General features: G+C 37.4%; 13 protein-coding genes and 1 other annotated feature. Of the genes, 1 reads left to right on the forward strand and 12 read right to left on the reverse strand.

Annotated elements, in window-relative coordinates:
• Positions 1-17 precede the first annotated feature (17 nt).
• The 3 genes from opp3C to J7E66_RS09885 form a co-directional block, all read right to left on the reverse strand.
• Positions 18-1,046, reverse strand: coding sequence for an oligopeptide ABC transporter permease (gene opp3C, locus J7E66_RS09875; RefSeq protein WP_214999622.1), 1,029 nt, complete (start codon positions 1,044-1,046; stop codon positions 18-20).
• The gene (opp3b, locus tag J7E66_RS09880; RefSeq protein WP_214999624.1) at positions 1,043-1,975 is read right to left on the reverse strand and encodes an oligopeptide ABC transporter permease; all 933 of its coding nucleotides are present in this window, start codon (positions 1,973-1,975) and stop codon (positions 1,043-1,045) included. Before opp3b ends, opp3C begins: the two co-directional genes overlap by 4 nt.
• A 112-nt stretch (positions 1,976-2,087) precedes the next feature.
• On the reverse strand, positions 2,088-3,776 hold the full coding sequence (locus J7E66_RS09885; RefSeq protein WP_214999626.1) for a peptide ABC transporter substrate-binding protein: 1,689 nt from the start codon (positions 3,774-3,776) through the stop codon (positions 2,088-2,090).
• Between the two features lie 634 nt (positions 3,777-4,410).
• Positions 4,411-4,652, forward strand: a binding site (T-box leader).
• A 51-nt stretch (positions 4,653-4,703) separates the two neighbouring features.
• On the opposite strand from J7E66_RS09885, the gene trpS reads away from it, so the two are divergent.
• The gene (gene trpS, locus J7E66_RS09895; protein ID WP_214999993.1) at positions 4,704-5,696 is read left to right on the forward strand and encodes a tryptophan--tRNA ligase; all 993 of its coding nucleotides are present in this window, start codon (positions 4,704-4,706) and stop codon (positions 5,694-5,696) included.
• 56 nt (positions 5,697-5,752) lie between these two features.
• Here the strand turns inward: trpS and J7E66_RS09900 are convergent, their stop codons facing one another.
• The 9 genes from J7E66_RS09900 to J7E66_RS09940 form a co-directional block, all read right to left on the reverse strand.
• A complete protein-coding gene (locus J7E66_RS09900) occupies positions 5,753-6,499 on the reverse strand; it encodes a YjbA family protein (protein ID WP_168242495.1) in 747 nt (248 codons plus the stop codon).
• 214 nt (positions 6,500-6,713) lie between these two features.
• Positions 6,714-7,625 carry an oligopeptide ABC transporter permease gene (opp4C, locus tag J7E66_RS09905; RefSeq protein ID WP_214999630.1) on the reverse strand — a complete coding sequence of 304 codons (912 nt, stop codon included), beginning with the start codon at positions 7,623-7,625 and terminating at the stop codon, positions 6,714-6,716.
• An 11-nt stretch (positions 7,626-7,636) separates the two neighbouring features.
• Positions 7,637-8,602: an oligopeptide ABC transporter permease gene (gene opp4B, locus J7E66_RS09910; protein WP_214999632.1), complete on the reverse strand. Its 966-nt coding sequence runs from the start codon at positions 8,600-8,602 to the stop codon at positions 7,637-7,639.
• Positions 8,603-8,766: 164 nt separating this feature from the next.
• Positions 8,767-10,482, reverse strand: coding sequence for an oligopeptide ABC transporter substrate-binding protein (gene opp4A / locus J7E66_RS09915; protein ID WP_214999634.1), 1,716 nt, complete (start codon positions 10,480-10,482; stop codon positions 8,767-8,769).
• Positions 10,483-10,557: 75 nt separating this feature from the next.
• The gene (locus J7E66_RS09920; RefSeq protein ID WP_214999636.1) at positions 10,558-11,568 is read right to left on the reverse strand and encodes an ABC transporter ATP-binding protein; all 1,011 of its coding nucleotides are present in this window, start codon (positions 11,566-11,568) and stop codon (positions 10,558-10,560) included.
• Positions 11,565-12,590, reverse strand: a complete 1,026-nt coding sequence (locus J7E66_RS09925) for an ABC transporter ATP-binding protein (protein ID WP_214999638.1) — start codon at positions 12,588-12,590, stop codon at positions 11,565-11,567. The genes J7E66_RS09920 and J7E66_RS09925 overlap by 4 nt, the downstream gene beginning before the upstream one ends.
• Before the next feature lie 139 nt (positions 12,591-12,729).
• The gene (locus J7E66_RS09930) at positions 12,730-13,356 is read right to left on the reverse strand and encodes a DUF2268 domain-containing putative Zn-dependent protease (RefSeq protein ID WP_251032855.1); all 627 of its coding nucleotides are present in this window, start codon (positions 13,354-13,356) and stop codon (positions 12,730-12,732) included.
• 306 nt (positions 13,357-13,662) lie between these two features.
• Entirely contained in the window at positions 13,663-14,901 is a 1,239-nt protein-coding gene (gene fabF, locus J7E66_RS09935) for a beta-ketoacyl-ACP synthase II (RefSeq protein ID WP_214999642.1), read from the reverse strand.
• Between the two features lie 61 nt (positions 14,902-14,962).
• Positions 14,963-15,895, reverse strand: coding sequence for a beta-ketoacyl-ACP synthase III (locus J7E66_RS09940; RefSeq protein ID WP_214999644.1), 933 nt, complete (start codon positions 15,893-15,895; stop codon positions 14,963-14,965).
• Positions 15,896-15,989 lie beyond the last annotated feature (94 nt).

Below are 15,989 nucleotides of genomic sequence, written 5' to 3' on the forward strand. Positions count from 1 at the left end.
TTACATCCACCTGCCTTCTAATCACGCATTTTTGGATCCAACGCATCACGTAATCCGTCTGCAACAAGGTTGAAGCATACCATGATTAATGCAATCATAATAGAAGGAATAATCATTTGATACGGAAAAGCAATCATTGATTTAAATCCTGAATTGACTAATGTTCCTAAAGATGCATGAGGTTCCTGTAATCCTAACCCGATAAAACTTAGAAATGCTTCAAAGAAAATTGCATTCGGGATGGAAAACATCGTATTAATAATAATTACACCAAACATATTCGGAATCATGTGTTTAAAAATAATAGACGAATTTGAAGCACCTAAGGTTTTAGCTGCCAGAACAAATTCTTGGCCTTTAAATTTTAATACTTGCGCACGTACCACACGGGCCATACTTGTCCATCCCGTAATGGTTAAGGCGAGAATAATTGGGATAATACCGGGTTTTAACACGAGAATCATCAATACAACAACAATCAGGTTCGGTATACCAACTATAACCTCTATGATCCTCTGCATTACACTATCTATACGACCACCTAAATAACCTGAGATGGCTCCATATGCAACTCCAATAGCCATATCAATTAACGCAGCCATAAAAGCGATAAATAACGATACTTGTGTACCTTTCCAAACACGTGCAAATTGGTCTCGGCCTAAATTATCGGTACCAAACCAATAATAGGCATCCACCTTACGAACTTCATAAGCGTTATATTCGATACCATCTCTTCTTGACAAGGTACCATCAAACGGAAGCCAGTGAACATCCTCTAAACCTTGAATTCGCGGTGGCAAATTATTATGTTTCGTGTTTTGCGTATCGTAGGAATATGGCGTAATCATTGGTCCAACAAAGGCCATGATAATCATAATAACCAGGATTATCATGCTGACCACAGCACCTTTATTTTTCCGGACTCTTAGCCATGAATCCTGCCAGAAATTTAAACTTGGTTTAGCAATTTTTTCACTTTTTGATGGATCAATATGGACAGGAGCAAACATATCCTTTGAAATTGTTATGTCTTTGTTGCTCATTTTGTTTTCCCCCCCGATACACGAATACGTGGGTCGATGATTCCATAAAGAATATCAACAATTAAGATAACTACGATAAATAATACAGCAAATAATATGTTAGTTCCCATAATAACGGGATAATCATTCATATTAATCGATTTAACGAACTGCTCACCAATTCCTGGGATTCCAAAAATTTGCTCAATAACAAGTGACCCAGTCATTAAGCTAACAGCTAATGGTCCTAAGACAGTTACAACAGGAATTAAGGCATTTCTCAAAGCATGCTTAAAGCTAATCTGCCAGCGGCTCGCACCTTTAGCTCTCGCCAAAGTAATATAATCAGTTCCTAAAACCTCAACCATTTCAGTACGCATAAAACGCGCTGCAATTGAGATTGGGAACATCGCAAGTGCAATAGTAGGAAGGATTGTATATTCAGGTCCTTTCCATAACATTACCGGAAGCCAGCCTAATTTAACCGAAATAAAATATTGCATTAATCCAGCAAAAATAAATGATGGTACAGATTTACCAACTACTGCGATAAATGTTGAACCGTAATCTATCCAAGTGTTTTGCTTTAGAGCTGCAACTACACCTAATAAGATACCTAAAATTGAACCTACAACCATTGCTTGAAAACCTAATTGTGCAGAAGGTCCAAGTCGATTAGCAATAAGTTCTGTCACAGGGGTATTATCAAATTGGAAAGAAACTCCTAAATCCCCTTTTACCAAGCTCACCATATAGTTAAAATATTGAACAGGCAGGGGGTCATTCAAGCCATATTTATCTAGCAAAATAGTACGCTGAACTTCAGATAGCTTTTCGAAATTATTAAAGGGACTACCTGGAATTAGCTTCATGAGGAAAAAGGTAAGCGATGTTACGACAAAAAGTGTAATAATCATATAGCCAACACGTTTTAGTATATATTTGACCATGCCTACACCTCCTAATTAATTGAATTTTCGACATCTTACGACAATTCTCATACAGGTAAAAAGAGAGTATATTGGTAAATATACTCTCTTTTTATTTGATTAGTTATAGTTACTATTTTGTGATTTTAATCCACTGGTAACTATAGTCAGGACCAAATGCATGGTGAGCAAAACCTTGAACCTTAGGATTGATTAGAAGGTTAACTGAACGTTGGTAAAGTGGTGCGATTGCCGCATCATCTTCTAACAAGATTTTTTCTGCATCTTGAAGAGCTTTCCAACGATCTTGTGGCTTAGCTACAAGTTCTTCACTAGCTGATTTAATTAACTTATCAAATTCAGGATTGCTGTAGTTCATGTGGTTTTGTCCGCCGTTAGTAACCCATAGATCCATGTAAGTCATTGGGTCAGCGTAGTCAGGTCCCCAACCACCCATTAATAAATCATAATCCATAGCATCTTCACGAGCGATACGAATTTTGAAAGGAACTGCTTCGATTGTAATTTTTAATCCTGGTAAGTTTTTCTCTAACTGATCTTTAATGAATGCGTCAGTTACTTTTGAAGTTTCAGTATCTTGACCTACATAAGTAAATTTAACTTCTTTAAGTCCAGTTTCTTTAAGACCTTGTTCCCAAAGCTTTTTAGCTTCTTCTTTATTAGCACTTAGGTAAGTTCCTGCAGTATCACGGAAATCTTTACCGTCTAAGAATGAGAAACCTTTTGGTACTAGGAAATCAGCAGGGATAGATCCGTTTGCTAATACATCTTCTGTTAAAGCTTTTTTGTCAACAGATAAAGCAATTGCTTTACGGATATTAACATTCTTCAACGCTTTGTTCTTTTCGTTCATTTTTAACCACCAAATAGATGGCTCTTGGTAGCGAAGTAAATCTTTTTGTCCTTCAAATTGAGAAAGGATTGCAGCTTGTGCAAGCTTCGGTGTGATATCAGCTTCACCAGCAGTATATGCGTTTGCAGATGCTTGTGGATCTTTAGAAACGTTAAAGTTAATTTTTTCTAAAGTAACGTCTTTTGCATTTACATAATCAGCATTCTTTTCTAATACCCACTCAGTACCAGTAGGACCATCCCACTTAGTCATTTTAAATGGACCATTGTAAAGTAGGTGAGTAGCATCTTTCGCATAGTTAGTGCCTTCTGCTTCAACAAACTTTTTGTTTTGTGGGTAGAACAATGGGAATGTTAGGTAAGATTCGATGTATGGAAGCGCTCTCACTAAAGTGATTTCGACAGTATAATCATCTAATGCTTTAATACCTAAATCTTCCACTTTTGCTTTACCAGCAACAATTTCAGATGCATTTTTGATTTTTCCTTCCATAAAGTATGCACCGTATGGAGAAGCAACTTTCGGATTAATTGCACGTTGCCATGCAAACACAAAGTCATGTGCAGTAACAGGGTCACCATTAGACCATTTTGTATCTTGTTTTAATTTAATTGTAATAACAGTTTTGTCATCATTGTAAGTTGGTGCACCCTCAGCAACGCCAGGGATAACTTTTTGGTCTGGATCTAAGCGATATAGACCTTCGTTTGTTGCATTAAGTGTTGTAAAACTTAATGCGTCTTGAGACATTACACTGTCCATAGAAGGAATTTCTGCAGACTCAAGAACATTTAGAACTTGCTCATCAGCTAAAGCAGTTTCATCAGCACCAGTTTTGCCTTCATTCTTTTCCTTGCCTTCATTCTTGTCTCCGCCTGAACATGCTGCTAGAAACATGCTTAGAACTAGTGATAGTACTAAAAGTAGTGAAAGTTTTGATTTCTTCACTAGTAGACCTCCCTTTTCTATTATTCTGAAAAATTACTACATTCTCTATTATACATATTTTAAATTAATTGTACATTATTTTTTAGAATTTTATTTACAGGATTGAAACATTCGTTACGTATTCGTTACAAATTCCTGTGTTATAATTTACACTTATAATAATTTATTTGTATAATATTAAGTGTCTACCCTTATTAAATCTATGTTTTGGAGGTTATACTGTGAATTACAGATTAAGGAAAAGACTTTTAATATTGGCACTAACACAGTTGCTTATACTAATAATTTCTTCATTTTCAAAAAAAGGATTTTCATTATTTAGTTATATCGATATATCGTTTTATGTTTCTTCTCTGCTTCTTCTTACATCCTTACTACTTTATACGATAAATTCTGGCTTTTACGATGCCATTGGTAAATCATTTAATTTGGCTTTTTCAAGAGGGCAAAACAATAGAAGGTTGGAAGATATTCCTGCATTATCAGAGCTCATTACATTCAATCCATCACCCCTTCTATTTCATGGATTAGCTAACGGTCTACTGATGTTAATCTCCTGTTGCCTATATTATTTTTTACGGACTTGAAATTAAATATACAGTTCATTTATAATAAGAACAATTGTATAGTTGCTTAACAGGCTATGATAAAGAGTAGTACGTATTTTCCTTCGTTTCAGAGAGTTTGTGGCTGGTGTAAACAAACACGAATAAATACGGAATGGACTTTGGAGCCTCTGTCTGAACATATAAAAGTAGGATTTGACGTTTTCCTTGCGTTAAAAGGACTCCTGATCGTCATTGTGGATGATTGTGGAATTGAGTGACTCTTTATTGAGTAATTTAGGGTGGTACCGCGGAACCATTCGTCCCTATTAGTTTTATGGGGATGAATGGTTTTTTTTTATATATTTTTAGGAGGAAATTAATCATGAAAACGATTTTTTCTGGTATTCAGCCGAGTGGAACAATAACACTTGGTAACTATATCGGGGCATTAAAACAGTTTGTTGAAATGCAAAACGAATACAATTGTTTCTTTTGTATCGTTGACCAGCATGCCGTTACGGTTCCACAGGATCCAATAACACTTCGCAAAAATATTCGAAGTTTAGCGGCATTGTATCTAGCAGTTGGAATTGATCCAGAAAAAGCTACTTTATTTATCCAATCAGAGGTCCCTGCTCACGCACAGGCAGGATGGATTATGCAATGTGTTGCCTATATTGGTGAACTTGAAAGAATGACACAATTTAAGGATAAATCTATTGGTAAAGAGGCTGTGCAGGCAAGTCTTTTAACTTACCCGCCACTCATGGCTGCAGATATCCTCTTATATAACACGAATCTTGTACCTGTAGGTGAAGATCAAAAGCAACATTTAGAATTAACACGGGATTTAGCTGAAAGATTTAATAAAAAATACAGGGACATATTAACTATCCCTGAGATTAGTATTCCTAAAATTGGTGCTAGAATTATGTCATTGCAAGAACCAACAAAAAAAATGAGCAAATCAGATCCAAATAAAAAGGCAATTATTACACCATTAGATGACCCGAAACAGATTGAGAAGAAAATTAAGAGTGCTGTCACCGATTCAGAAGGAATTGTTAAATTCGATAAATTAAACAAACCTGGTATATCTAACTTATTATCGATTTATTCTATCCTAGGTGGTAAATCAATAACAGAAATTGAAGGAATGTATGAAGGGAAAGGATATGGTGATTTTAAAGGCGATTTAGCAGATGTCGTCGTAAATTTCTTTCAGCCTATCCAAGAAAAATACTATGATTTACTCGAATCATCAGAACTCGACCGGATTCTAGATGAAGGTGCAGAAAAGGCAAATCTAGTGGCAGCTAGAACTCTTAAAAAAATGGAAAATGCAATGGGACTTGGTAGAAAAAAAAGATAACAACAAAAAGCCTGACCCACAAAAGATATGGAATACATATCTTTTGGGTCAGGCTTTTAATTTACTTTCGGACCGTGCTCCATTTCCCAAAGCTTTTCAAAAAACGGCTGTCCTTTTATTAAATTTTCACAAAATGTCTCATGTCGCTTAGACCACCCATACTTTGTTTCCTCAAACAATTGTTCCCATGCAGCTTCAAAATTTAATTCTTGAATGGTTGAATAATGCTCCGGGCACCATTCGGTATACCAATATCTAACTTCTGCTTCATTACTAGATGAGAGCAATTGATCTAAAGCCATAAATAACAGTTGTTTTAATTGACGCTCTTTTCTTGTTAAACCTCTCATTAGTTCTGGTTCAGGTGAGAGAATATGATAGTCCTTCATTTTTTCCTGCTCATAAAAATGATATTTAGTAGCCTCGTGTTGGGCAATCATTTCGTACACCAATTGCTCTTGTCTAGGAATTAACCGACTTTTTCGAATCGGGATATTATAGCCTATGGTATCAATTGCTAAGATCCCAATTCCATCCGTTACCACGAAGCAATAGTCAAGTTGAACTCTTTCATGGTTTTTTCTTAAATAGGCTTTCTGATAAATATCATCTAGAAGTTGTTGAGGTAATTCCGACAAATCGTTTTCAATGTACTTAAACAAAACAGGCTCAACTTTTATCAGTGGTACCTGATCTAACAGTTCCACCCCGTCATCCTTACGCCATTCATGAAAGTGACATACATTATAACCGTTTTCTTCCCCTTCAAACCAATTTACCCATACATCATGAAGATACAACATTTTACAACCCCTCACTTCAAGAAACTGTTTGTAAATCAGTATGGGCAGACCTTAGTTAAATTATTCCTTTATATATATTTTGCTCCAATTTCAATGATTGACCTAATTTTTTAGCACTTGTCCTATTATATATCTTAATGTATATGGGTATATGATATTGGTTATTCCAGAATGAAGAGAATAACAAAAAAATCTACCACATTAATGGCAGATTTTATCTTTTTGATTTTGGATTGAAAGCATCCTTTAGTCCTTCTCCGATAAAGTTTATCGATAAAATAGTAATCGTTATAATTAATGCCGGCGGTACCCATATCCAAAGCTTAAATTGGAGAACATCCGGCTCGTTTGCCGAATTCAACATATTTCCCCAACTTGGAATTTCCTGAGGGACACCAAAGCCAAGAAAACTTAATCCTGTTTCAGCGACAATCATTGTCGCAAATGTAATCGTCGCTTGCACGATAATAGTAGATAAAATGTTTGGTAATAGATGTTTCATAATTACTTTGGCTGGTGAACAACCAATTGAAATAGCTGCCGTAATATATTCATTTTCTTTTTCAGCGAGGATTTTACTACGGACAATCCGGGCGATTCCCCCCCAGCTTAACAAGCTAATGGTTCCGATTAATACCCATAACCCATTTACTTTTCCAAAAAGAATGGCATTAAGGACTATTACAAATACTAGAAATGGAAAGTTTAAGATAAAATCAGTAAATCTCATTAATATACTATCTACTGCTCCACCAAAATAACCTGAAATAGAGCCGATCAATGTTCCAAGTAAAATGACAAATAATGTACAACTCATTCCAACTAATAACGATATGCGGCCCCCATAGAGTAATCTCGTAAAAACATCCCGCCCGGCTTTATCCGTTCCAAGCCAATGATCACCCGATGGTTCTAACGACATTTGGCCAATATTAATTCTCGTAATATCTGCAGTGGTAATAAAAGGAGCTAGTATCGAAACAATAGTAACAATTAATAAAAAGGTAAAGCTGACCATTGCTAATTTATTTTTTACAAATTTCTTCCGAGCAATGGCAAAAGGAGATAAACTTTTTTTCGGGGGTGTTACGATAACATTTTTTTCGTATTGTGTTACGACTTTCATTTTTTCTCCCCCTAATCTAGCCTAATTCTCGGATCTACAACACCATATAATACATCCGCTACTAAATTGCCGATAAGTGTTAAGAAAGAGAAAAACATGGTCAATGTCATTAATACTGGATAATCTCTTGTCCCGACAGACTGCAGGAATAATTGTCCAAGACCTGGATATGTAAAAATCGTCTCGGTGATAATAGCACCACTAATAATGGCAACAATATCAAAGCCTAAAAAGGTTATAAGTGGGATAATTGAGTTTCTTAAAATATGAACATTGTATATCTTACTTTCCGGAGTCCCTTTTGCACGAGCAGTACGAACATAATCTTTACGACTATTTTCAATAATATCGTTACGTAAAAATTGTGTATAACTTGCTGTACTTAATAATCCAAGTACGATAGCTGGTAAAAAAACATGGTGAAAACGGCTTAGCCACCATTCTAAGGTTCCATCTGTAACACCAATGTCTACTGAGCCATTAGATGGAAACCAGCCTAACTTAAATGAAAAGAAAAAGATGGCGAATACCCCTGCAATAAAGGATGGAATTGCCAAGCCTATGTAGTTTAATCCTCCTATTAGGTTATCCATTAAGGTATACGGCTTTCGACCTGCATATGAACCCATAAAAAATGCAAGGACGTATGTTATTAAGATAGCTGAAATGCCTAATAGTATGGTGTTAGGGAGACGTTCTCCAATAACCTCAGATACAGCAATTTTGAATCGTGTTGATTTCCCAAAATCCCCCTCCACGAAACCACTAATCCAACGGAAATACTGCTGAGGCATCGGATCATTGTATCCCAATTTCTCACGCATTTCTGCGATGTATTCTGGATTTGTATTTCTTGGATCAATCTCTCCACTAAGAGAATCCCCCGGCATGAATTTTGCCAAGGAAAACACTACTATGGAAGTAAGGAGTAACATTGGAATCATTCCCAATATTCTACGAAATGCATATTTCAACATGTGCATTCTCCTTGTCTATAAGCTTTGGTAACCACAAGCTGTATATCTCGACTAATTTGTTCAAATGGGAGAAGCAAAGCCTTCTCCCATTTGAAGTTCAAAATTGAGTTGTCAGTATTAGTAAGCCCTTAAAACAAATTGTATTAACTTTTTAGAAAACTGTACTATTGTTTTATCCACCATTCGTTTGGACGGTTCATACCAGATACGTCAAATTTAACTTCCTGAACTCGCTTGCTAACAGCCATTGTTTCTTCTAGTTCAGCAATTGGTAATACGGGAAGATCTTGCATGAATAGTTTTTGCCATTGTACATAAAGATCCTTACGTTTTTCGTTATCTGTTCCAACAACACTGATATCAAGTGCTTGATCCAACAATTTATCACTGTCCGCATTTACCCAGCGTGGATAGTTCCAAAGTGCTTTTGAGCCCCAAAGTGGCGTTGGATCTGGATCTGCACCAGTTGACCAGCCTCCGAAGAATACTTCCATTGATTTGTCCGCTTTTTCAAGCATTTCATAGTAAAGATTTACGTCAGTCATCGTTAATTTAGTTTTCAATCCAACAGCTTCCCAATATTGAGTCATTGCTTTGGCACGAGATTCAAAAGTTGGGTTATCCGTTGCATAGTGGCTGAAGTTTACAACGAATTTCTTACCGTTTGGATCTTCACGGAATCCATCGCCATCAATGTCTTTGTAGCCTGCTTCATCTAATAGTGATTTAGCTTTTTCCGGATCATATTTGTATTGCTCTAAATCTTCATTAGGTGCTGCAATCCAATGGTTTGTCGGGATTGGACGGTTCACAGGTTTACCTACACCAAAGAAGAACGCCTTAACCCATTCCTCACGATTGATTGCATAATACATTGCTTCACGAAGCTTTTTCTCTTGGTATTTTGGTTCGTTCATGACATTTTTCTCGCCATCCCAAGTACCTAATCTGAAACCAACATAGTAATAGCTTACGCCAGGATAAGTTACTGCGTTTACATTATCCAGCGCTTTAACTTGATCAATAATACTAGGATGGAAAGAAGTCATATCAAGCGTTCCGTTTTTAAGTTCTCCTACAGAAAGAGATGGGTCGATCACTTTAACAACGACTTTTTCGATATGCGGTTTGCCTCCGAAGTAATCATCAAAGCGCTCCATTTCAACTGATTCACCGGGGATAATTTTAGAAACTTTAAATGGTCCTAAACCAACTGGCTTTGTACGAACCTGTTCAGACCCCATCATATCTTTTACAGCAATTCCTTTAAATGCTGTACGGTTCATAGGGTATGTCCAAAGATTATCCAAGTTGTTTACACGGGCCTTATCGAATGTAATTTGAATGTGGTAATCGTCGACTACTTTAATACCAGCGATTTCCTTTGCTTTACCATCATGATAATCTTGTGCACCCATAATGTTTCTTACGTTATCAAAGCGCGGACCTTCATAATCCTTGTCAGCAACAACTTTCAAAGCGAATTCCCAGTCCTTAACTGATAATTCGTCCCCGTTGTGCCATTTAACACCTTGTTTGATTTCGAAGTCAAACACTTTATTGTCTGCTGTTTTCCATGAGGCGATATGTGGTTGTGCCTTTAGGTTCTCATCATAATCAATTAAGTTTTCATCAAAGAAATCAATTACATATGCATCAGTTTGTGTACCATAAAAAGAGTAGTTGAATTTACCTTCAGGTGCTGAATCCAATGCATAGACTAGTGTACCGCCATCCTGTGGTTTTCCGGCTGTTTCGCCGCTTTTACCTTCATTTTCATTTTTCTTTGTACCCGCTTTTTCACCGCCGCTGCAAGCTGCTAAAAATGCGGACAGAACCAGCATTAATGCTGCTAACATAAGCATACTTCTCTTCTTCATTTGTTTCCCCCCTAATTGTTTTATATTTATCCTTTTGCAACAGACTAGCTCCAGCCCCTAGTCACTTTCACTTTTCTAGTAAAGGTGGCAAGCTACTCGATGAGAGGGCTTCACCTCCTTTAATACTGGCTTACTTTTAGAACATTCCTCCATTGCCATTGGGCAGCGGGGATGGAATGTGCATCCAGATGGAGGACTGATAGGGCTTGGCACATCACCTTTTAAAATGACCCGCTCCCTTTTCACCCTGGGATCTGGAGTTGGAATAGCTGAAATTAATGCCTGTGTATATGGATGGAGAGGTTTAGCGTATAGGTTGTCTTTATCCGAAACCTCAACCATATTCCCTAAGTACATAACACCTATTCGGTCACTCATGTGTTTAACAACACTTAAGTCATGCGCAATGAAAAGAAAAGTAAGATCAAATTCTTCCTGTAAGTCCTTTAACAGGTTTAATACCTGTGATTGGACGGACACGTCTAGTGCTGAAACCGGTTCATCGGCGATAATTAATTTGGGTTTTAATGCTAGAGCTCTTGCTATTCCAATTCTTTGGCGCTGTCCCCCAGAAAATTCGTGGGCATACTTGTAATAGGCATCGGGCGGCAAGCCTACTTTATCTAACAAATCCATGACTTCCCGTTTTAACTCAGCTTTATCTTTTTTTGAAAAATTATAAATGGGTTCTGCAATTATATCTCCAACCATTTGCATGGGATTCAAGGAAGCATAGGGATCCTGAAAGACCATCTGCATATCTTTGCGAATCTCTCGAAGTGATTTACCAGTTACTTTGGTAATGTCTTTTCCATTAAAGAGAATTTGTCCCCCCGTTGGTTTAAGTAAACGAAGAATGGTTCTCCCTGCCGTAGATTTGCCACATCCGGATTCACCTACTAGTCCAAGAGTTTCTCCTTTTTTTATCTCAAAAGAGATATTATCTACCGCTTTTACATTTCCAATAGTGCGCTTGAAGAACCCACCTTTGACTGGGTAATAGGTTTTAAGATTTTTAATCTCTAATAGATTTTCAGATTGAGAGGAAGAATGGACTTCCTTTTTATGTATATAAATGGTACTCATTTTTTCACCCCTTCCCTTGGCTTGCTAGTTTCAAAGAGCAAACAGGCAACCTCATGGCCTTGTTCAACATCTTCAAGCAAAGGGGTAATTTTAGTGCATTCAGGCATGGCGTTTGGACATCGATGGGCAAATCGGCAGCCAGTTTTCGGCATATTTATAAGCGATGGGACGATACCTTTAATCGAACTTAACCGTTCTTCTTGTCCATCCAATTTCGGGATTGCCCCTAAGAGCAAACCTGTATATGGATGTTTAGGATTATGGAAAAGTGTATCCACATCGGTCCGTTCTACAATCCTTCCAGCATACATCACCATTACTTCGTCACACATTTCAGCAATTACACCCAAATCATGTGTAATCAAAATAACAGACATATCATTTACGGCTTGTATATCTTTTAAAAGTTCGAGAATTTGGGCTTGAACGGTAACATCGAGGGCAGTGGTTGGCTCATCAGCAATTAATAATCTAGGCTGACAAGCAATGGCAATGGCGATCATGACGCGTTGTCTCATCCCGCCTGATAATTGGTGCGGATACTCATCAACGAGTTTTTCTGGCCGGGAGATTCCAACACTTTTCAATAAGGCGATCGATTTTAACCGAGCCTCTTTTTTAGTAATCTTTGTATGGTTAAAAAGGACTTCTTGGAGTTGATATCCAATTGTAAAGACTGGATTTAATGAGGTCATTGGTTCTTGGAAAATCATGGAGACGTCTTTCCCACGGATTTTATTGATTTGTGATTCGGACATTTTCTCAAGATTTACTCCATCAAAAATGACTTCACCTGATTTTATTTTTCCACTTCCTTTCGGGAGTAACTTCATAATCGAAAGGCTCAAAACAGACTTACCACAACCAGATTCTCCAACAATACCGATAATTTCCCCTGGCATTACATTGAACGAAACATTTTCTACTGCATTATAATCAGTTCCGTCAATATCAAAAGCGGTCTGTAAATTTTTCACTTCAAGCAATGGTGCCTCTTTGTGCAGCGATTTTTTTGCGCTCATAGTACACCTTCCAACTTTTTTTAATTATTCAGTTTATTCTATATATTCAATAAAATTCTATTACAGAATTGTTACAATTGCAAGATTTTTTTGCACAATTTCTAATATATGTTATTTCATCATTAAAAAAAGCCTTATTTCACTGGCTTTTTTCGAAGGTCTTATTATAGTATTCTAGATATTTTATTGCAGGATTTATAAAAGATAGTTTTGTAGAATAATTATTGTTTTTGTAAAAATGTTCAATCAAATGATATCCTGCAGCATAACCTAATAGATTTGGCAGTCTTCCTCCTCCATAAAGTAATTCATCGTGTTTCTTTTCATGTTTTTTTGTGTTTAGCTGTTCTTTCAAATATTTCTCCCAAAAATTTAATAACTCCTTTTCTTTATAAATACGGCACCATGGAGCTAAATATTCCCGTCCACAATTTTTTAAAACTGCATATTCTGCCAGTCCTTCTATGATAATGGAATCAAGCAAAGTATAGTCTTCCAGCCTTTTATCTAACAACCTAAGCCGGCAGACGTGGTGGTATTCATGAATCAAAAGTGCCTCTACTTCTTTTGGGTCATCATAAGTAGAGAGAAAAAGAAACATTTTATCAGGGAACGAAACACCAGCCTTGCTTTTAGCTTCTCTGATAAAAAAACCTCCTGACTGTGCTACTGGAAAGAGAAAAATTGGTATGTCAGGGCCATTCCATTTATGTTTATATTTATTAAATAGACGCTCTACTTTATCCCATGCTTTTTGTTCCTTCATCTGAACAAGATTGTTCCTTGCGGCCCTAGACGGCCGATACATCCCAAAACCCATCAATTGATTATAAATTTCCTTTGCGGTTTGTTTTTTAAAATATGGCTCTAATCTTTTACAAATCTTAACGGGTCTGTCAATCTCCTCCTCTAACCATTGCTCTGTTCGAATGATTCCCATTACTTCACCCCATTTAACTTCACTCACTCTCTGATCAGTTTATTAAACGTAACAAAAGTGGTTCATGTATTTCTGAGGTATTATTTCTCAAAAAAAATTCGACCAGAAAATATCTCTGGCCGAATTTTTTACTTATTCATATTTTTTGAAAACAATCGTTGCGTTGTGGCCGCCAAAGCCTAGCGAATTACTCATGGCTGCTTTAATTTCTTTCGAACGTGCTTTATTGACGACATAATCTAAGTCACATTCAGGGTCAGGTGTTTCATAATTCATTGTTGGAGGAAGGATGCTGTCTCTTATTGCTAAAACAGTGAAAATCGCTTCGACACCACCTGCTGCACCTAGAAGGTGTCCTGTCATAGATTTAGTTGAGCTGATTGCTAATTTATATGCATGTTCGCCAAATACTTCCTTTACCGCAAGGGTTTCAAACTTGTCATTATATTCAGTACTAGTCCCGTGCGCATTCACATAATCAATTTCCTCAGGTTTTAATCCGCCATCATTAATAGCCATTTTCATTGCACGGGCACCACCTTCACCACCAGGTGCTGGTGCAGTTATATGATAAGCATCACCAGTTGCCCCATAACCAATAATTTCGGCATAGATTTTAGCACCACGTGCTAAGGCATGATCAAGTTCCTCCAGAACAATGATCCCGGCACCTTCACCTATAACAAAGCCATCGCGGTTTTTATCGAATGGTCTGCTAGCTGTCTTCGGGTCTGGATTTGTTGAAAGAGCCGTATTCGCGCAGAAGCCTGCGACAGACATTTTTGTAATTGGTGCTTCCGCTCCGCCGGTCACCATTGCATCTGCATCACCGCGTTGAATTACTTTAAAGGCATCACCTATGGAATTAGTTCCTGTTGCACAGGCAGTTACTGTACAAGAATTGAACCCTCTTGCCCCAAGTATAATTGAAACCTGTCCTGTTGCCATATCAGGAATCAACATTGGTACAAAGAATGGGCTTACACGCTTGTAGCCTCTCTTCTGAAATATTTCGTATTGCTGTTCAAATGTTTCCATTCCGCCGATGCCAGAACCAATCCATACTCCAACACGATGGGAGTTATCTTCATTAATAGTTAAATTAGCATCTTTTACTGCCATTAATGCCGATGCAACTGCAAATTGTGTAAAACGGTCCATTTTGCGTGCATCTTTTCTATCCATAAAGGCTTCTGGGTTAAAATCAGTAGATTCTGCGGCAACTTTTGCAGGATATTCATCTGCATTAACTCTTGTCAATGGCCCAATCCCTGATTTACCTTCTAATATGTGCTTCCATGTTGTTTCAGCATCATTTCCAAGTGGGGTTACTGCACCTACGCCTGTTACAACGACCCTGCGCTTTTCCATTTTATCTATCTCCTTCATTTCGTATCTTGTTTCGTATGGTTATTTATCAAAAAAAATCTCTTTATTTTCCCCATCTAATGGCAATTGCTCCCCAAGTTAAGCCTCCGCCGAAGCCAACCATGACAATGAGGTCATCATCTTTAATTCTTCCCTCTTCTAAATCTTCCACAATCGAAATTGGAATCGATGCAGCAGAAGTATTACCATATTTATTAATCGTTTTGGACATTTTTTCGACTGGCAGCTCTAATCTTTGTCTAGATGCTTCCATAATACGAATATTGGCCTGATGAGGAATAAGGAAATCAACATCATCCTTTGTTAAACCTGCTTTTTCGAGAACATTGATACAGCTTTCCCCCATTTGCCTTACAGCAAATTTGAACACTTCTCTACCATTCATAATAATATATTCATCCTGGTAAAGGTGTTTTGATCCAGTCCCATCTGCTCCAAGCTCAAAGGAAAGGATTCCGCGATTTTCTGAAACAGGTCCAATTATGGTGGCACCAGCCCCGTCCCCAAACAATACTGCCGTATTGCGGTCACTCCAGTCAGTAACTTTCGAAAGCTTTTCCACGCCAACGACTAGGACATATTTATAAACTTCGGTTTCAATGAATTGTTTCGCTGTCACAATTCCGTACATGAAGCCAGCACATGCTGCACTGACATCCATCGCTGCCGCCTTTTTTGCCCCCAGCCTTTCTTGAATTCTGCAGGCAACCGATGGAAAAGGTGTATCAGGTGTAACGGTAGCTACCAAAATTAAATCAATCTCTTCCGCGGTAATTCCAGCATCTTGAATGGCCTGTTTTGCTGCTTCAAATGCCATATCTGATGTATTAACATCATCGGCAGCAATTCTTCTTTCTTCGATACCTGTCATCGTACGAATCCATTCATCAGAGGTATCCATTATTTTTTCTAAATCTTTATTGGTGACAATTTTCTCTGGTAAATACCTGCCAATCCCAACAATACCTGCTTTCACAAGTTCCAACTCCTTTTTTTTCGCAAGATTCTCTATATCCTAAAGTTTAATATCAATTATTATGACTTGGTACTAATTTTATCAAATAAAGCCT

Source organism: Bacillus sp. ISL-7, assembly GCF_018613065.1.